The sequence below is a fragment of the Massilia varians genome (assembly GCF_027923905.1).
GTDB classification, from domain to species: domain Bacteria; phylum Pseudomonadota; class Gammaproteobacteria; order Burkholderiales; family Burkholderiaceae_D; genus Telluria; species Telluria varians_B.
Map to the genome: position 1 here is coordinate 1,515,523 of NZ_AP026966.1, position 19,013 is coordinate 1,534,535.

Annotated in this window: 8 protein-coding genes; 4 read left to right on the forward strand and 4 right to left on the reverse strand. The window is 62.3% G+C overall.

The window, feature by feature from the left end; all coding sequences use genetic code 11:
• The first annotated feature begins 591 nt into the window (after positions 1-591).
• Both MasN3_RS07035 and MasN3_RS07040 read left to right on the forward strand, forming a co-directional pair.
• Positions 592-3,735 carry a TonB-dependent receptor gene (locus MasN3_RS07035; RefSeq protein ID WP_281913222.1) on the forward strand — a complete coding sequence of 1,048 codons (3,144 nt, stop codon included), beginning with the start codon at positions 592-594 and terminating at the stop codon, positions 3,733-3,735.
• Between the two features lie 775 nt (positions 3,736-4,510).
• Positions 4,511-7,489: a TonB-dependent receptor gene (locus tag MasN3_RS07040; RefSeq protein WP_281913223.1), complete on the forward strand. Its 2,979-nt coding sequence runs from the start codon at positions 4,511-4,513 to the stop codon at positions 7,487-7,489.
• Positions 7,490-7,750: 261 nt separating this feature from the next.
• Here MasN3_RS07040 and MasN3_RS07045 read toward each other — a convergent pair whose 3' ends face one another.
• Positions 7,751-8,476: a 16S rRNA (uracil(1498)-N(3))-methyltransferase gene (locus MasN3_RS07045; protein ID WP_281913224.1), complete on the reverse strand. Its 726-nt coding sequence runs from the start codon at positions 8,474-8,476 to the stop codon at positions 7,751-7,753.
• Positions 8,477-8,596: 120 nt separating this feature from the next.
• Here MasN3_RS07045 and tkt point away from each other — a divergent pair, with 120 nt between their 5' ends.
• Together tkt and gap are read left to right on the forward strand one after the other, a co-directional pair.
• Positions 8,597-10,594 (forward strand): transketolase, encoded by a 1,998-nt coding sequence (gene tkt, locus MasN3_RS07050; protein ID WP_281913226.1) that lies wholly within the window; start codon positions 8,597-8,599, stop codon positions 10,592-10,594.
• 84 nt (positions 10,595-10,678) lie between these two features.
• Positions 10,679-11,689: a type I glyceraldehyde-3-phosphate dehydrogenase gene (gap, locus tag MasN3_RS07055; protein ID WP_027866900.1), complete on the forward strand. Its 1,011-nt coding sequence runs from the start codon at positions 10,679-10,681 to the stop codon at positions 11,687-11,689.
• 147 nt (positions 11,690-11,836) lie between these two features.
• Here the strand turns inward: gap and map are convergent, their stop codons facing one another.
• The 3 genes from map to MasN3_RS07070 all read right to left on the reverse strand — a co-directional run bounded on the left by map (position 11,837) and on the right by MasN3_RS07070 (position 18,889).
• On the reverse strand, positions 11,837-12,601 hold the full coding sequence (gene map / locus MasN3_RS07060; RefSeq protein ID WP_281913228.1) for a type I methionyl aminopeptidase: 765 nt from the start codon (positions 12,599-12,601) through the stop codon (positions 11,837-11,839).
• A gap of 152 nt (positions 12,602-12,753) precedes the next feature.
• The gene (locus tag MasN3_RS07065; protein ID WP_281913229.1) at positions 12,754-15,669 is read right to left on the reverse strand and encodes a TonB-dependent receptor domain-containing protein; all 2,916 of its coding nucleotides are present in this window, start codon (positions 15,667-15,669) and stop codon (positions 12,754-12,756) included.
• Positions 15,670-15,991: 322 nt separating this feature from the next.
• Positions 15,992-18,889: a TonB-dependent receptor domain-containing protein gene (locus MasN3_RS07070; protein ID WP_281913231.1), complete on the reverse strand. Its 2,898-nt coding sequence runs from the start codon at positions 18,887-18,889 to the stop codon at positions 15,992-15,994.
• Between the last annotated feature and the right edge of the window lie 124 nt (positions 18,890-19,013).

The following is a 19,013-nucleotide window of genomic DNA, read 5'->3' on the forward strand; positions in this document are numbered from 1 at the left end:
CATACAGCGCTTTAATGAATGAATGATTGACGCACTACCGCAGTGCATAGATGAATTTTTCGTCAGTAGGCTATTCCAGAAAAAATCATTTCATCATTCTCGGACCAAATCCATACCAATTTACATAAATTTCCTGTGGGAATAATTGCTGCGTCTAAAGTTCATAAAATTTGGTATCGCTGCGTTGTCAAGGAGATCATTCTGTAATGACAGTATTTTCCATGCTTTTATCCGGATTTGGTGCTTTTCTTCGCATAATCTATGCTGCAATGCCACATGGGTGGCATTTTCATGCGTCAGGCATAAGGTCTCTACGTGAGTGTTGTAAGTATGCACATTTCCAACAGTTATTATTGACGCCACAACTTTGCCTATGATTCTATGTGGAAGTTGATCTGGCACAACCAGTGAAACGAGGAATGATTATTCTTCTTTTGCCTAATCGGGAGAAGAACTCAGCGAGTCAGGATGCGTGAAGCCAGCGGCAAGCAATGATGTGACTGGCAGCTTGTGACTTGCTGTCGGAGGTGCTCCCCTGTAACAACAATATTTAGGAATAACATGTTGAGAAAAACTGTAGTAGCACGTGCGTTGTCCATCGCTTTCAGTACTGCTGCGCTGACTGTCGCAGTTGTTCCGCCGGCGATGGCGCAGTCGAACGCAACCGGCGTGATCGCTGGCCGCGTGGATGCGGGAGCGGGCGCATCGGTCGTCGTTACCAACGTCGAGACCGGCCTGCGTCGTACCGTGACGGTGGAGACCGGGGGCACCTACCGCGCTACCGCTCTGCCGCCGGGGCGTTACCGCGTCGATCTGGTCCGCGGCGGCAACGTGGCAAACACCTCCGAAGTCGATGTACTCCTGGGCCAGACCGTTGATGCCTCGTTCGGCGGCGTGACCACCGTCCAGGTGACCGGCCGCCGTTCCCGCATCGACGTGACCAACGCCACCAACAGCACCGTGTTCACCGCCAAGGAACTGGCACAACTGCCGGTCCAGCAGAACCTGACCGCAGTCGTCCTGCTCGCACCGAACACCACCCAGGGCGATTCCGCATTCGGCAATACAGCCTCGTTCGGCGGCTCGGGCGTGTCGGAAAACTCGTTCTACCTGAACGGCTTCCCGATCACCAACCCGCTGAGCCAGCTCGGCTCGATGGAACTGCCATTCGGCTCGATCCAGCAGGCATCGGTCATGACCGGCGGCTTCGGCGCTGAATTCGGCCGTTCGATCGGCGGCGTGATGAGCATCACCTCGAAGAGCGGTACCAACACCTGGGAAGCGGGCGCGCTGTACAGCATCACCCCGTCCGAGCTGCGCGAAGACTACCGCAACTCGGTCTATCCGGTCACCGGCTCGAAGGCCAACGCCGGTACCGACGGCAAGCTGCGTATCCGCTACGATAACCGCAGCGTCGAAACCCACCAGTACGGCGCCTACGTCGGCGGCCCGATCATCAAGGACAAGCTGTTCATGTTCCTGTCGGCCGAACGCTATACCACCCGCGACGCCTATGCCGGCATGACCACCGCCGCCAACCCGGTCAACGTCAACCAGAGCGGCTGGAACGTCAACAAGGGCATGGATAACCGCTGGCTGGGCAAGATTGACTGGAACATCACCGACAACCATCGCCTCGAGTTCACGTCGGCCGGCAACGAAAACCGCAAGCGTTACCAGACCTACGGCTATGTGCTGAACCCGAACAATCCGAATGCGCTGGCGCAGATGGACGGCGTCCCGAACAGCCAGATCTACACCTCGGCGCTGACTCGCAACCTGGGCCCGACCGACCCGTCGTACACCGGCACTCCGGGCGCCAAGCTCAACATGGCGCGCTACGTCGGCAACATCACCGACGACCTGACCGTCACCGCCATGTACGGCGAGATGAAGACCGAGCGCGGCACCACCTACGAGAACCTGGGTGCGAACGCGGGCGGCATGGGCGGCCTGCCGGCAGGCGTGGCGTGGACGACCACTGGCCGCTGGCCGGCGATCAACCAGTCCCTGTACCGCCAGTACAACTTCTTCTCGGGCGGCCGCAGCCTGAGCGATGCGTCCGACACGGTGCGTGCCGGCCGTCTGGACATCGAGTACAAGCTGGGTGCCCATACCATCCGTGCCGGTGTCGACTCGGCCGAGCTGGACAGCACCGGCGCGGGCTATTCGACCAGTGGCGGTTCGAGCTGGACCTATCGTAACGTCAACAATCCGAACATCGCGAACCCGCTGTCGGGCGGCCGTACCGCGATCGTCGGGAACTACGGCGGTTCGGGCGCGGCTGGCTACTACGTGCGTCAGCGCGTGTTCAGCTCGATCACCGATGCATCGTCGACCCAGGACGCGGCGTACATCGAAGACCGCTGGCAGGCAACCAAGAACCTGCTGCTGACCATCGGCGTGCGTAGCGATTCCTACACCAACTCGAACGGCGACGGCGAGAAGTTCATCGACATGAACGACCAGATCGCTCCGCGCTTCTCGGCGGCCTGGGACGTGAACGGCGACGCCTCGTTCAAGGTGTTCGGTAGCGCCGGCCGCTACTACCTGCAGCTGCCGACCCAGGTGGCGGCACGCGCGGCTTCGCGCTCGACCTTCACCGACCAGGACTTCACCTACACCGGCGTCGATCCGACCAACGGTTCGCCGCTGGGCCTGCGCGCGATCAACACGCCGTACTCGGCAAACGGCGAATACGGCCAGAAGAAGAACCCGCTGTCGGTGGTGTCCCAGAACCTGAAGCCGAACTACCAGGATGAAATCACCCTGGGCTTCGAACGCGCATGGAGCGCCGACCTGAACTTCGGTGGCCGCCTGACCTATCGCAAACTGGGCGCCGGTATCGACGACAGCTGCGACTGGCGTGTCCTGTATGACCATGCTCGCAGGAACGGCATCCCCGTCGGCGACATGTACGCCATGGGCTGCTTTATCTATAATCCGGGCAAGGATGCTGTCGTCTTTATTGACGGCAATGATGAGTTCGCTCAACCGGTCGTGACCGGCAAGGGTCGCACTGTGACCATCACCGCTGCTGAACTCATGCAGCCGAAAGCCAAGCGTACCTACAAGGCACTCGACCTGTTCCTGGAGCACCCGATGCGCAACGGCTGGTATGGCCGCGTCAACTACACCTGGTCGCGCAGCGAAGGCAACATGGAAGGCCAGACCCGTTCGGATACCGGCCAGTCGGACGTCGGTACCTCGGCAGGTTGGGACTTCCCGGAATTTTCGGTGGGCGCCGACGGCCTGCTGCCGAACGACCGCGAGCACCAGCTCAAGGCATTCGGCTTCTATCAGCTGACTCCGGAAATCACCCTAGGTGCGAACGCGCTGGTCCAGTCCGGCCGTCCGAAGAGCTGCCTGGGCACCAACAATGCCTGGAACGAGGGCACGGATCCGGCATGGCCGCTGGGTTACGAGCTGGGTGGCCCGGGCTATGGTCCTGAGTTCTTCTTCTGCGGTGGCAAGTTCACGCCGCGTGGCTCGCTCGGCCGCATGCCGACCGAGAAACGCCTGGACCTGTCGGCAGCGTACTCGCCGGCACTGCTCAAGGGCCTGCAGATGAAGGTGGACGTGTACAACGTCTTCAACTCGCAGACCCCGCGTTCGCAGACCGCCACCTATGACGCCGGCGATCAGAACCAGGTGTCGCCAACCTACGACATGCTGGGCCAGTTCATGGCGCCGCGTTCGGTGCGCTTCACGGTCGAGTACAACCGCCGCTTCTGATCGGTTCCTGGACCGCCAATCACCGCCTTCAGGCAATGCCAGTCAGTTGAGGCATTGACCTGTCGGCGGCCTGGATGAAACGGATTCACGTTTTGCGTGAATCCGTTTTTTTATTGTCCGTACCAGCTCGACCGGCACGGCGCCAGCGCCTCTCTCTGTATATAACGTCGTCCTTCTTATTTATTGGAGAAAAATTGAACCGATCGCGGATCGTAGATGAATTTTTCGTCAATAAGCGATTGCTGGAAAAATCCATTTGAGGCCTTGCGGCCTCATTCAAACATATTCTTAACTATTTTCTATAGTCAGCATTGACGCGTTATAGCTTCATAAAATTCGGCGGCTCACTATTTTCTCACAAGAAATTTTGTAATTACAAATATTTCCGTATTTTATGTGGTTTCTACCTATTTTGTCGGATAATCTATGTTGAACTGCCATAGAAACTGCAATTTCATGCGGCGTCATGGAAAAGAGCGCAGCAGTGTTGTAAGTGTGCACACCCTCGGAAGTTATTATTGACGCCACAACTTTGCGTATGATTCTATGTGGAAGTTGAGCTGGTTAAACCAGTGAAACGAGGAATATATATTCCTCTTTTGCCAGTCGGGAGAGAAGTCCGATTCCGGGACAGGCAAACGCCGGCCGTGCATGCAACAACGTGGCTGGTGCGTCGGGGCGCTGCGCTTTTACATTGCTCTAATTTTAAAAAATTAGTTTCTATAGGAATGGGAGAGTTATGTTGCATACGGTAAAACAAACCTCGAAGGCGACCATGTTGCGTCGTTCGGCGATTTCGGTGGCGATCGGCATGTGCTTCATGGGCGCCGCCCTGGCAGCTGAAACCGGCGGCCTGCGTATTGCCATTACCGGCGCTGGCGGCAAGCCGGTCGCTGGCGCAACGGTGCGCGTGAGTTCGCCGAGCAGCCTGGTGACCAAGACCGGCACGACCGAAGCGGACGGTACCGTCCGTATCGCCGGCCTCGACCCGGCCACCGACTACAAGGTCGAAGTCGTCGCACCTGGCTATTCGAACTTCTCCGCCACCGGCGTCGCCGTGGTCTCGAACCAGAATCCGCTGGTGAGCTACGCGATCGGCGCAGATGCGGCCACGCAACAGGTCGTCGTGACCGGCTCGCGCCTGGTACAGGTCGACACCACCTCGGCTACCGTGGGCACCATCCTCAACCTGGGCGTCGTGGAATCGCTGCCGACCGGCCGCAGCTACCAGAGCTACCTGCAGCTGGTCCCGGGCGTCAAGCCTTCGGCAGGCGGCAACCCGTCCTCGAAATCCGGCGTGAACTATTCGGACATCGACGGCGCCACCGGCTCCTCGTCCGACAACGTGTACATCCTGGACGGCGTCGACGTCACCGACCCGAGCACCGGCACCTTCGGTTCCAACATCAACTCGGAAATCATCCAGGAACAGCAGATCCTGACCGGTGGCATTCCGGCCGAGTTCGCCGGCGGTTCGGGCCTGGTCTCGAAGGTGATCACCAAGTCGGGCGGTAACGAGTTCCACGGCTCGGTCAACTATTACTTCCAGAACGACAACCTGGTCGCCGACTACAAGAACACCATTGCCTCCGGCTTCTCGACCTATGACGCGGCCGTGACCCTGGGCGGCCCGATCATCAAGGACAAGCTGTGGTTCTTCGGTTCCTACCAGAAGAAGGCGCGCGAGACCGACGTGGTCAACTCCGATACCGGCGACTTCATGCGTACCGTCAACCGCGACGACCGCCTCGGCTTTCTGAAACTGACCTGGCAGGCGACCGAGAACGACCGACTGGTCGCCTCCTTCTTCAACGACCCGACCAAGACCACCGGCAGCACGGACCCGAGCATCCTGAACAACCGCGACCGTCGTCGCAAGCAGGGCGGCGACAACTACAACATCCAGTACTCGCGCGACATGGATAACCTGCGCGTGACCGCGTACGCTTTCCGCCACATCGGTGAAGTGTCGGATTTCGCGACCAGCCCGGAATCCCCGAACACCGTCATCTTCCAGGGCATGAGTCCCACCCTGGCGCAGGTCCAGCTGGGGGGCTATGGCACTGCCTTCATCTCGGAACGCAACCGTGACGAAATCGGCCTGAGCGCGGAGTACTTCCTCGAGACCGCCACCGCCGGCACCCACACCTTCAAGGGCGGCTTCCTGACCTCGAAGAACGAATATTTCGAGGACTCGCGCTACGTCGGTTCGGACAAGTCGCAGTACACCTCGATCAACATCGGCCAGCGCAACGCCACCTACGCCCAGGCCGCCGGCTCGGGCTGGACCAGCCGCCCGATCGTGGCCGGCGACATCCCGCGCGTGATCGACGCCATGAACGCCGCTCCGGCCGCCGACCGCGCCTACTTCTACAACCTGCTCGACACCGACCGCAACGGCGTCATCACCGATCCGGAAGTGCGCGCGCTGCGCTTCAACAGCACCGCCGGCAACCCGGGCGGCCAGATCAACCTGTACCGCGCGCTCGAAACCGTGGTCGCGCCCTACAGCGTGGAAGCCACCGGCAAGGCGGCCTACCTGCAGGACACCTGGACCAAGGACAAGCTGACCATCAATGCCGGTATCCGTGCCGAAGAGTGGGTGCACAAGGATTCGAAGGGCGGCGAGTCGGCCAGGTTCGACTGGAAGATCGCGCCGCGCCTGAGCGTGGTGTACGACCCGACGGGCGAAGGCCGCAGCAAGGTCTGGGGCTTCCTGGGCCGTTACTACGACCCGATCCGCACCAACATGTCCGACTTCGCCGGCAACCTGACCGGTCCGGTGCAGGAAGAGCAGATCTTCGTCGGCGACCGCTGGCTGACCTTCCGTACCCGCGGTGGCGAAAAGACCCCGGATGCGATCTTCTCGCCGTCGACCAAGACGCCGTACACCGACGAGTTCATGCTCGGCTACGCGACCAACATCGGCCGCGACTGGACCGCGTCGATCGCCTACACCAAGCGCCGCACCCGCGACATCCTGGAAGACTACGACCTGCACCTGTACTCGGATCCGAGCAACACGGTTGCCGATGAAGGCTACGCCTCGCCGGGTTCCGCCTTCTACCTGCCGTACTCGTACTTCGGCTTCTCGTCGGCGCCGAACGCCAACTACGTGCTGGGCACGCTGGCCGGCGGCAAGCGCGACTACCAGGGCGTGGAAGTCAGCCTGACCAAGGCCAAGCGCGACAACTGGATGGCGTCGGCGTCGTATACCTGGAACGAAGCCAAGGGCAACACCAACTCGGATAGTAACGCCGACTTCCAGGGCGACTGGATCGCGCTGGATCCGCGTGCGCCGAACGCCTATGGCCCGCAGCCAGGCAACATCAAGCACCAGTTCAAGGGCTACGGCACCTACTACTTCGATAACGGCCTTGAGCTGAGCGGCGTGTTCAACTGGAACAGCGGCCTGCTGTATACCCGTGCGCAGCTGGTCCAGCGCCGCTACCTGCCGGTGATGGACGAGGCCTACGTGTACGGCGGCGTACTGGATACCTGGATCAAGCCGGGCACCATCGGCAGCCAGACCGGTCCGTCGTACTACACCCTGGACATGCGCCTGAAGTACACCTACAAGCTGGCCGGCAGCCAGAAGCTGGAATTCTTCGTCGACCTGTTCAACGTGCTGGACAAGCAGTCGGGTACCGTGGCGCAGGCGCTGGTGGAAACCCCCGGCAAGTACAAGTTCGGCCAGGCCAAGGAGTTCGTCGAGCCACGCCGCCTGTACCTGGGCGCACGCTACTCGTTCTGATCCAGCGAGATTTAAGCGCATGAAACCGGCCCCGCAAGGGGCTAATGCCGTTCAGTTAAGCGTAGGGTGGCCGGGTTTCCCGGCCACGCGTTCAACTCCATTTTGCTCTGCCACAGTGCATTGGTGACTTGGACGCGCGGTCGGCGAAGCCGACCACCCTACATTTTTACGCTAACTGAACGGTATTACCCGCAAGGGGCTGGTTTTTTTTATCTCTCTCTATATAGGTGAGAAAGGCTTTTTTTTACCAAACGGTAAAAACTACATGCCGTTCCAGAGCCCGTTCAGCATCGCCACCGCCGCCAGCGCCGCGGTCTCGGTGCGCAGCACGCGCGGGCCGACCGACAGGGCGATCGCCCCGGCCGCGATGGCCGCGTCTTCCTCCTCGGCGGTGAATCCGCCTTCCGGACCGACCATCAGGGTGAGCGCCTGCGGACCCTGGGCGCGGGCCCAGTCGGCCAGCGAGCCGCCGGCGCGCGGGCTGAGCAGGATGCGCGGCGCGGGGCAGGGCGTGGCGATCCAGCGCCCGACGTCGGTGACCGGCGCCAGCTGCGCCAGCCGGTTGCGCCCGCACTGCTCGGAGGCGGCCACGATCACGCCTTCCCAGTGCAGGTGCCGTTTTTCGGCGCGTTCTCCTTGCAGGCGCACCACGCTGCGGCGCGCGGCCAGCGGTTCGATGCGCGCCACGCCCAGCTCCACCGCCTTCTCGATGATCCAGTCCATTTTCGCGCCTTCCGGCAGGCCCTGGGCCAGGGTGAGGGCATAGGGCAGCTCGACGTCGAGCGGGTCGTGCTCGCCCAGCAGCGCGCTGGCGCGCCGCTTGCCGATGTCGGCCAGGGTGGCGGCATACTGGCCGCCGCGGCCGTCGAACAGGGTGAGGGCGTCGCCCGGCTGCATGCGCAGCACGTGCAGGTGGTGGGCGACGGTCTCGGGCAGGTCGATGCTGGCGCCGGTCGCGAGCGGGGCGGGGCAATAAAAGCGGGGCATGCGGCTCTTTACGGAGAGGGAAAACCTGCATTTTAATTCGGCAGCCCCCTGGTCTGCTAAAATACAGGGTTACGGCCTAGCTGCACGCCACCGCTTTCCAATCCAGACCACCGTAAGCTCATGAAATCTACGCAAACCACCACCCTGATGGCCAACGCGATCCGCGCGCTGGCGATGGACGCTGTCCAGAAAGCCAACTCCGGCCACCCGGGCATGCCGATGGGCATGGCCGAGATCGGCGTCGCGCTGTGGGACAAGCACTACCGCCACAATCCGGCCAATCCGGGCTGGTTCAACCGCGACCGTTTCCTGCTCTCGAACGGCCACGGCTCGATGCTGCACTACGCGATGCTGCACCTGGCCGGCTACGACCTGACGATGGACGACCTGCGCGATTTCCGCCAGCTGCACTCGAAGACCGCCGGCCACCCGGAAGTGGGCATCACCCCGGGCGTGGAAACCACCACCGGCCCGCTGGGCCAGGGCATCGCCAACTCGGTTGGCATGGCGCTGGCCGAATGGCTGCTGGGCTATGAATTCAACCGCCCTGGCTACGACGTGGTCGACCACTACACCTACGCCTTCCTGGGCGACGGCTGCCTGATGGAAGGCATCTCGCACGAAGTGGCCTCGCTGGCCGGCACCCTGCGCCTGAACAAACTGATCTGGCTGTACGACGACAACGGCATCTCGATCGACGGCCGGGTGGAAGGCTGGTTCACCGACGACACCCGCAAGCGCTTCGAAGCCTACGGCTGGAACGTGATCGGCCAGATCGACGGCCACAGCGTCGCCGACGTGTCCGCCGCCATCGAGCAGGCCAAAGGCTCGGACCGTCCGACCCTGATCATGTGCAAGACCATCATCGGCAAGGGCGCCCCGAACCTGGAAGGCGGCGACAAGGTCCACGGCGCCCCGCTGGGCGACAAGGAAATCGCGGCCGTGCGCCAGCACCTGCTGTGGGATCCGATCCCGTTCGACATCCCGGGCGAGATCTACGAAGCCTGGGACGCGAAAGCGCGCGGCGCACAGATGGAAGCCGAATGGAACGCCAAGTTCGCCGAATATCGCGGCGCGCACCCGGAGCTGGCCGCCGAATTCGAGCGCCGCATGCAGGGTGAGCTGCCAGGCAACTTCCAGCAAACCCTGGATGCCGCCATCGCATCCTGCGTGGAAAAGAAGGAAACCATCGCCACCCGCAAGGCCTCGCAGAACGCGATCCAGGCCCTGGCGCCAAGCATGCCGGAATTCCTGGGCGGCTCGGCCGACCTGACCGGCTCGAACCTGACCAACTGGAAGGAATCGGTGGCGGTGCGCTCGGGCATCCCGGGCAACCACATCAACTACGGCGTGCGCGAATTCGGCATGGCCGCGATCCAGAACGGCGTCGCCCTGCACGGCGGCTTCATCCCGTTCGGCGCGACCTTCCTGACCTTCTCGGACTACAGCCGCAACGCCCTGCGCATGGCCGCGCTGATGAAGATCCGTTCGCTGTTCGTGTTCACCCACGACTCGATCGGCCTGGGCGAAGACGGCCCGACCCACCAGTCGATCGAGCACGTCTCGTCGCTGCGCCTGATCCCGAACCTGGACAACTGGCGTCCGTGCGACACCGTCGAATCGATGGTGGCCTGGGGCGCGGCAGTGCAGCGCAAGGACGGCCCGAGCACCCTGATCTTCTCGCGCCAGAACCTGCCGTTCATGGAGCGTGACGGCGCCGCCGTCGCCAACGTCGCCAAGGGCGGCTACGTGCTGCGCGACGCGCTTGAGCCGAAAGTCGTGCTGATCGCCACCGGTTCGGAAGTCGAACTGGCGGTGAAAGCGGCCGACGCGCTGGCCGGCGAGGGCATTGCCGCGCGCGTGGTCTCGATGCCGTCGACCGACGTGTTCGAGCGCCAGGAAGCGAGCTACAAGGCAAGTGTGCTCCCGCGCGGCATCCCGCGCGTGGCCATCGAAGCCGGCGTGACCGACTTCTGGTACAAGTACGTGGGCCTGGAAGGCGCTGTGGTCGGCATCGACACCTTCGGCGAATCGGCGCCGGCGCCGGTGCTGTTCAAGCATTTCGGCTTCACCGTCGAGAACGTCGTGGCCAAGGCCAAGGGCGTCATCGCGGCGTAAAGCGTTCCAGCGGGCTGCCTCTTGGCGGCCCGTTGTCCATCTGCGGTACGAAAAAAGTTTTTTTCTATAATCAGGAGCAAAGCAATGACGATCAAAGTTGCAATCAACGGTTATGGCCGCATCGGCCGCAACATCCTGCGCGCCTTCTACGAAGGTGGCAAGAAGCAAGACATCCAGATCGTGGCGATCAACGACCTCGGCAACGCCGAATCGAACGCCCACCTGACCCGCTACGACACCGCTCACGGCAAGTTCCCGGGCACCGTCACGGTCGAAGGCGACAACATGATCGTCAACGGCGACAAGATCCGCGTGTTCGCGCAGCGTAATCCGGCCGAGATCCCATGGGGCGAGCTGGGCGTGGACGTGGTGCTCGAGTGCACCGGCTTCTTCACCACCAAGGAAAAAGCCTCGGCCCACCTGAAGGGCGGCGCCAAGAAGGTCATCATCTCGGCGCCGGGCGGCAAGGACGTCGACGCCACCATCGTGTTCGGCGTGAACCAGGACGTGCTGAAGTCGACCGACACCGTGATCTCGAACGCATCCTGCACCACCAACTGCCTGGCCCCGCTGGTCAAGCCGCTGCACGATGCCATCGGCCTGGAAACCGGCCTGATGACCACCGTGCACGCCTACACCAACGACCAGGTGCTGACCGACGTGATGCACGAAGACCTGCGCCGCGCCCGTTCGGCCACCCAGTCGATGATCCCGACCAAGACCGGCGCCGCCGCCGCGGTCGGCCTGGTGCTGCCGGAACTGAACGGCAAGCTGGACGGCTTCGCGATCCGCGTGCCGACCATCAACGTGTCCATCGTCGACCTGTCCTTCATCGCCAAGCGCGACACCACCGTCGATGAAGTCAACCAGATCATGAAGTCGGCCTCGGAAGGCGCCCTGAAAGGCATCCTGACCTACAACACCGACCCGCTGGTCTCGGTGGACTTCAACCACAACCCGGCATCGTCGAACTTCGACGCGACGCTCACCAAAGTCTCGGGCCGCCTGGTCAAGGTCTCGTCCTGGTACGACAACGAGTGGGGCTTCTCGAACCGCATGCTGGACACCACCGTCGCCCTGATGAACGCCAAGTAATTCCTGGCGCAGCAGCACGAAAAAAAACCGGCCTCGGCCGGTTTTTTTATGGGGGTCAGGTCTGACATTCAGACACGAACTCGACCGTTATCCGCTTGTATTGCTCAGCTCGTGTCCAGATGTCAGACCTGACCCCGGTCGTGGTGTTCAGGCGTCTGGCCAGGGCGTCAGGATCTCGAAGCCGTTCTTCGTCACCACCACCATGTGCTCCCACTGGGCCGACAGCGAGCCGTCGGCGGTGACCACGGTCCAGCCGTCTTCCAGTTGGTCGACGTCGGCGCCGCCCAGGTTGATCATCGGCTCGACGGTGAAGGTCATGCCTTCCTTGAGCAGCAGGCCGGTGTTCGGACGGCCGTAGTGCAGCACCTGCGGCTCTTCGTGGTAGACGCGGCCGATGCCGTGGCCGCAGTATTCGCGTACCACCGAGAAGCCCGCGCCTTCGGCCAGCTTCTGGATCGCATGCCCGACGTCGCCCAGGCGCGCGCCCGGGGCCACCTTGCGGATGCCGGCCATCATGGCCTGGTAGGTGGTGTCGACCAGCTTCTTCGCCTGCGGCGAGGGCTCGCCCACGAAGTACATGCGGCTGGTGTCGCCGTGCCAGCCGTCCTTGATCACGGTGACGTCGATGTTGACGATGTCGCCTTCCTTCAATACTTCCTTGTCGCTCGGGATGCCGTGGCAGACCACGCCGTTCACCGAGGTGCACAGGGTCTTGGGAAAGCCGTGGTAGCCGACGTTGGCCGGGGTCGCTTTCTGCACCTTGCGGATGTATTCGTTGCAGCGGCGGTCGAGCTCCTCGGTGGAGACGCCCGGCACCACGTATTCCTTGATCATCGCCAGCACTTCGGCGGCGAGGCGGCCGGACACGCGCATCTTGGCGATGTCCTTGTCGTTCTTGAGTTTGATTGCCATCGTATGGTTCTGCTGTCTGGGTAATCCGCCATGATACCCGATGAAGAAACGTCCGCCAGGCGAGCCTGCCGGAGGACGAAAAAATGCCCGCCAGGCTAGCCTGGCGGGCATTGTCGTCACGGGAACCCTTACGGGTTCCGCGCGTTACCCCATCAGAAGTTCTGGGTGTAACGGACGTAGATGAAGCGGTCCAGCAGCTGGTCGACGTCGACCGACGCGCCGCTAGCCTGGGTGCTGTAGGCGATGCGCGGCTTCTTGTCGAAGACGTTGTTCACGCCCAGCAGGATGCGGCCGTCCCACGCGGTCTTGTAGCCGACGCTCAGGTCATGGATGGTGACCGAGCCCAGCTTGTTGGCGCCGGTGCCGAAGGAAGCGGTTTCGACGTTAGGCATGTTGCACTCGACGGTCGGAGTGAAGCACTGGTCCTTGACCGGGCTGAAGTAACGGAAGCCCCAGGTGGCGCTCCAGTTGCCCATTGCCCAGTCAACCGAGTTGTTCGACTTCACGCGGTTGTAGAAGTAGTCGCCGGCGTACTCGTTCCACTCGTTGGCCGAGCTGCTGCGGGTGCGGAACTTGTCGACGTACGAGGTTTCGCTGCGCAGGCCGAACTGGCCGTAGGCGCTACGCGGGAAGCGGTAGTTGATCGCCAGGTCCAGGCCTTCGGTTTCCATCTGGCCCAGGTTGGCGTTGCCGCGCGACAGCTGGTTGATCTGGCCGGTGACCGGGTCACGCTGGATCACGCTGCAGTAGTTGGCATCGCCCTGGATGTAGCACTGGTTGGCCACGTAGGATGCGCCGATCGCGGTGATGCGGTTGGCGACCTTGATGTTGTACCAGTCCAGGCCCACGCTGAAGCCGCTCAGGTACGACGGGCTGTACACGAAGCCGGCGGTCTTGGTAACCGCGGTTTCCGGGGTCAGGAACGCGTTGCCTGCGCCCGAAGCGAACGCGACCAGCGACTGGTCGCCACCGGAGCTGGTGATCGGGGTGCCTGCCTGGCGCAGCTGGCGGAAGCCGGCCGGGGTCGGACGCACGCCGGCGAAGCCGCTGACGCAGCGCGCTGCCACTGCCGAGTTACGCGCGGCTTCGCCGAAGCTGGTGTCGCACGGATCCAGGAAGGTGTCGAAGGACTGCGAACCGCCGCCCGACAGGTCGTCCAGGGTCGGTGCACGGAAGCCTTCTGCCCAGGTGCCGCGGACCAGCAGGTCCTTGACCGGCTTGTACATGAAGCTGGCCTTGCTGTTGTTGGTGACGCCGAAGTTGCTGTAGTCCGAGTGGCGGGTGGCCAGGTTGAAGCTCAGCAGCTCAGCGAAAGGCTGGGCCTTGAGCACCGGAATGTTCACTTCAGCATACGCTTCGCGCACGGTGTAGCGGCCGTAGGTCGGCAGGCCCGACAGGTTGGTCGAGTAGCCCGACTGCGAGAACTGGTCAGGCACGTCCGAGCCCTTGACTTCGCGGTGCTCGACGCCGACTGCCACGCCCAGGGCGCCGGCAGGCAGCTGCCAGATTTCGCCGCCGATGTTGGCGGTGGCGCTGTTGATGGTCGAGCCGTAGGTCTTGGCGCCCGAGGTGTTGACGTAGGCCAGAGCCTGCGGGGTCGATGCCGACGGGCCGCCCAGGATGTTGAACGGGACGCAATCAGCCAGCGGGATCGGCGAGTTTGGGGTGCCGCACTGGACCACGCCCGAGGCGTTCATGAACGACGGGCCCAGGGCTTTCTTGAGCGTCAGCAGGTTGATGTTGCCGCTGTCGCGCGAGGTGCCCGAGACCTTGTTGTGGTTGTAGCCGACGTCCCAGTTCCAGGCGGTGTCACGGAAGTTGAATTCGCCTTCCAGGGTCGCATCGATGTGCAGGGTGCGGTTTTCGTTCTCGGTGACGCGCTTGAGCTCGATCGTGCGACGGGCGAAGAACAGGTCCTGGCCACGGCCGGCGCCGGCAACCTGGTTGCCGTACGGGTTGTAGTAGCTGTCCTTGTCGATGTAGACCGGGTACTTGGCCTGGCTGGTCGAGCTCAGCGGATAACCGGCGATGGTGCGGGTCGACTCGCGCTGGGAGTACATCGCGGTGGTCTTGAAGCGCATGTCTTTCGGCAGCGCGACTTCACCCTTGATGAACAGGGTGTCGAGCTTGTTCGGCGACAGCAGGTCCATGTCCTGCGACGAGTTGTACTTGTCCTCGTTCAGGCCGGTGTAGGCGTGGTAGCTGTTCGGGTCGCGCGAGTTGGCGCCGACACCCTTGCCGTCCCAGTTGCCGGTGTGGTTCAGGATGCGGTTGAAGCCGCCGTTGGCTGCGCTGGTGTTCGAGCCGCCCGATGCGCTGACCGGGGTGATGCGGCCCCAGGGAGCGGCGCCGAAGCCGTCGCCGAAGTGGCCCGGGCCGTAGGAAGTCGCGGTGATCTCGCGGGTCTGGGTGTCGACGCGGCCCTGGGTGGTGTGCGCCAGGCCGAACATCAGCGACGCCTTGTCGTTGCCGGCGCCGTAGGTCAGCGAGAAGTCCTTGTTACGGCCATCGCCTTCTTCGAAGGCGCCGGTGTACAGGTTCAGCTGGCCGCCTTCCATGTTCTTCTTCAGGATGATGTTCACCACGCCTGCGATCGCGTCCGAGCCGTAGATCGACGAAGCGCCATCCTTCAGGATTTCCATGCGCTCGATCATGGCCGACGGGATGGTCGACAGGTCGGTGTAGCCGGCAACGGTCTGGGTCCAGCGCTTGCCGTCCACCAGCACCAGCAGGCGGTTCGAACCGAGGTTGCGCAGGCTGACGTACTGGCCGCCGGCTTCGGTGTTCGAGATCAGCGAGCCGCTGCGGCTGAAGTCAGGCGCGCCGGCCGACGACAGGTTGTTCAGGATGTCGCCGACGGTAACGAGGCCGGTTTTCTGAATCTGTTCCTGGTTCAGGATCTGGACCGGCTGTGCCGTTTCCAGGTCAACCTGGCGGATGCGGGAACCAGTCACTTCAACGCGCTGCAGCGGCTGCGAAGCTTCCTGTGCGATTGCGGCGGTCATGCCGAGGGTCATGCCGCCCAGGCAGATCACGCGGATCGACTGGGACAAGATTTTTTCCATCATGTTGCCAAACTCCTTGGGTGAAAACGCAGCCGTGCCGTTTTGCAGCAAAGCCACCGGGAAGGTCTATCGACCACCTGAAAGTAGTCAATGTTTTAACTGGAATTACTTTCAAGTCAGCAATCAAAGCATTCGATATGCATCACTGTCAACGGAATCTGGGTTGTTAATACCTCAATTGTTGCTAAATTGTGTACTTACGCGCACGATTGAATTTACTATTGACACGTTCTTATCACTTGTTCAAATGCAAAAAAGCCCGCCCGGCTTGCGCCGGGCGGGCTCGCTACGCAATTAAATTGCGCTGATACCGCTAACTACGTGATCAGAACGACTGGTTGTAGCGCACGTAGATGAAGCGGTCGATCGGCAGGTCGGCGTCCACATAGGTCGAGGACGCTGCGCCGAGGACGGTGAAGCGTGGCTTCTTGTCGAAGGCGTTGTTCACGCCGACGCGCACGTTGCCGTTCCAGGCGAACTTGTAGCCGACGCTGATGTCATGGAAGGTCAGCGACGACAGGCGGTTCGCGCCATCCGAGGTTGCGCCAGGGCGACGGGTAGTCAGTTCGTTGCACTGCCAGCGATTCGGGATGCTCAGGCAGGTGTCGGTGACGTCGCTCAGGAAGCGGACGCCCCAGGTCGCGCTCCAGTTGCCCAGCGACCAGTCGGTGGTGAAGTTCGACTTCCAGCGGTGGAAGTCGTAGTCACCCGAATAGTCGATCCACTGGGCGGTCGGGCCGCTCTTGGTCGAGTATTCGTCCAGGTAGGTGGTTTCGCTGCGCAGGTTGATCTGGCCCCACGAGAAGCGCGGCAGGCGGTAGCGCAGTTCGACGTCCACGCCTTCGGTCTTGATCTGGCCCAGGTTGGCATTGCCGCGGCGCAGGTCGACGACCATGCCGGTTGCGTCACGCGTGATCAGCGAGCAGAAATTCGCCTGGCCCTGATTGTAGCATTCGCCGAGAATGTAGTTCGACGACACGCCCACGATACGGTTGCTGATCTGGATGCTGTACCAGTCGATCGCGGCCGAGAAGCCCGGGACGAACGACGGGTTGAATACCGTGCCGAGGGTGCGGGTGACTGCGGTTTCCGGCTGCAGGGTGGCATTGCCTGCGCCCACGTTGAACGGCACCGAGCTTTGCACGCTCGAGCTCGAGGTGATGTTCGCGCCGGTCTGGGTACGCTGGCGGAAGCCCGCCGGCGTGCCGACGACGCCGCCGAAACCGCTGTTGCAACGGCCCAGCACCGTGGTATTGCGCGCTGCGTCGCCGTAGACGGTATCGCATGGGTCGAGGTAGCTGTCGAAGCTCTGCTGGCCGCCACCGAAGCTGTCGCCCACGGTCGGGGCGCGGAAGCCCTCGGCCCAGGTACCGCGGAACATCAGGTCCTTGGTCGGGCGGTAGGTAAAGCTGAACTTGCTGTTATTGGTCGAACCGAAGTTGCTGTAGTCCGAATAACGGGTGGCCAGGTTGAAGGCCAGCGATTCGACGAACGGCAGGTTCTTCAGCACTGGGATGTTCAGCTCGGCATATGCTTCGCGCACGGTGTAGCGGCCGCTGGTCGGGTTGCCGGCCAAGTCGGTCGAGTAGCCGGAACGGTTGAACTGGCCCGGCAGGTCCTTGCCTTCCACGGTGCGGTGTTCGATACCGGCCGCCATGCCCAGGGCTCCTGCCGGCAGCTGGAACAGTTCACCACTGATGTCGGCGGTGGCGCTGTCGACCTTGCTGCTGTAGTTATAGCCACCAACCGACATGACGTAGTTCAGCGCTGCCGGGGTTGCCGCCGTCGGGCCGCCGAGGATATCCCATGGGACGCAATCGGCCAGCGGGATCGGGTTCGCCGCGGTGCCGCACTGGATCGTGCCTGCTGCGTTGCGGAAGGACGGGCCAAGGGCGCGCTTGAGGTTCAGCAGGTTGAGGTTGCCGGTATTTTGGGTATCGCCGTCGACCTTGCTGTGGTTGTAGCCCACGCTCCAGTTCCACGGCAACGAGCGCAGTTCGAAGCTGCCTTCGAGCGTCGCGTCGATGTGGAGGGTGCGGTTGCTGTTGCGGGTTTCGCGTGGCACCTCAATGGTGCGACGATAGAAGAACAGGTCCTGGCCGAGACCGGCGCCGGCCACCTGGTTGCCGTACGGGTTATAGTAGCTGTCCTTGTCGATATAGACCGGGTACTTGCTCTGCGAGGTCGAGCTCAGCGGATAGCCGGCCACGGTCGACAGGCTCTTGCGCTGCGCGTACATCGCCGTGCTCACGAAGCGCATGTCGTAAGGCAACTGCAGTTCGCCCTTGGTAAAGATGGTGTCGAGCTTGGACGGCATCGCGAACATCATCTGGCTGGTGGTGTTGAAGTTGTCGGCCGCGATCGGCGCGCCGCCAACGACATTGTGGTAGTTGGCCGGATTGCGCGAATCTTGGCCGATACCGGGATTGTTCTGGTCGCCGGTATGGTTCAGGATGCGGTCGAAGCCGGTGGCGCCGCCGCTAGCGCTGACCTGGCGGATGCGGCCCCATGGACCGCCGCCCAGGCCTTCCAGCGGAAATTCATTGGTGCGCGAGTAGGCGGTGAACTCGCGGTCACGCGACCAGACCGCGCCGGACTCGGTGTGCGACAGGCCGAACATCAGCGAAGCCTTGTCGTTCCCGGCGCCATAGCTCAACGAGAAATCCTTGTTGCGGCCGTCGGCGACGGACTCGTTGCGGCCGGTGTACAGACTCAACTGGCCGCCTTCCATCGACTTCTTCAGGATGATGTTGACCACCCCTGCGATCGCGTCGGAACCGTAGATCGACGAAGCGCCGTCCTTCAGGATTTCCATGCGCTCGATCATCGACGACGGAATGGTCGACATGTCAGTGAAGCCGGCCACGGTCTGGGTCCAACGCTTGCCGTTGACCAGCACCAGCAGGCGCTGCGAACCAAGGTTCCGCAAGTTGGCATACTGGCCGCCATTTTCGCGGTTCGAGGTCAGGGTGCCGCCCTTGCTGAAGGCCGGGGAGCCGGCCGAGGACATGTTGGCGATGATGTCGCCCACGGTGACGAGGCCGGTCTTCTGGATCTGTTCCTGGGTCATCACCTGGACCGGCTGCGACGTTTCCAGGTCAACCTGGCGGATACGCGAGCCGGTGACTTCCACGCGCTGCAGGACCTCTTGAGCCTGAGCGACGGAAACCATGGACTGGAGGGCGACGGCGACTGCCAACGCGATCTTGGTTCGTTGTTGCATGTGTTCTCCATCTTTGCGTTTTGGACGAAACGCGATTTATGTTTTCAAAAGTTGCAACTTGTGTGGCGCGGCATGCCACGGGTAGGCAGCAATGCCGATGTGCATACACACCTGTATCAAAGCA

Coding starts and splice junctions, on each gene's coding strand:
- MasN3_RS07040 (WP_281913223.1), top strand. CDS start 4,511: ATGTTGCGTCGTTCGGCGATTTCGGTGGCGATCGGCATGTGCTTCATG.
- MasN3_RS07045 (WP_281913224.1), bottom strand. CDS start 8,476: ATGCCCCGCTTTTATTGCCCCGCCCCGCTCGCGACCGGCGCCAGCATC.
- tkt (WP_281913226.1), top strand. CDS start 8,597: ATGAAATCTACGCAAACCACCACCCTGATGGCCAACGCGATCCGCGCG.
- gap (WP_027866900.1), top strand. CDS start 10,679: ATGACGATCAAAGTTGCAATCAACGGTTATGGCCGCATCGGCCGCAAC.
- map (WP_281913228.1), bottom strand. CDS start 12,601: ATGGCAATCAAACTCAAGAACGACAAGGACATCGCCAAGATGCGCGTG.
- MasN3_RS07065 (WP_281913229.1), bottom strand. CDS start 15,669: ATGATGGAAAAAATCTTGTCCCAGTCGATCCGCGTGATCTGCCTGGGC.
- MasN3_RS07070 (WP_281913231.1), bottom strand. CDS start 18,889: ATGCAACAACGAACCAAGATCGCGTTGGCAGTCGCCGTCGCCCTCCAG.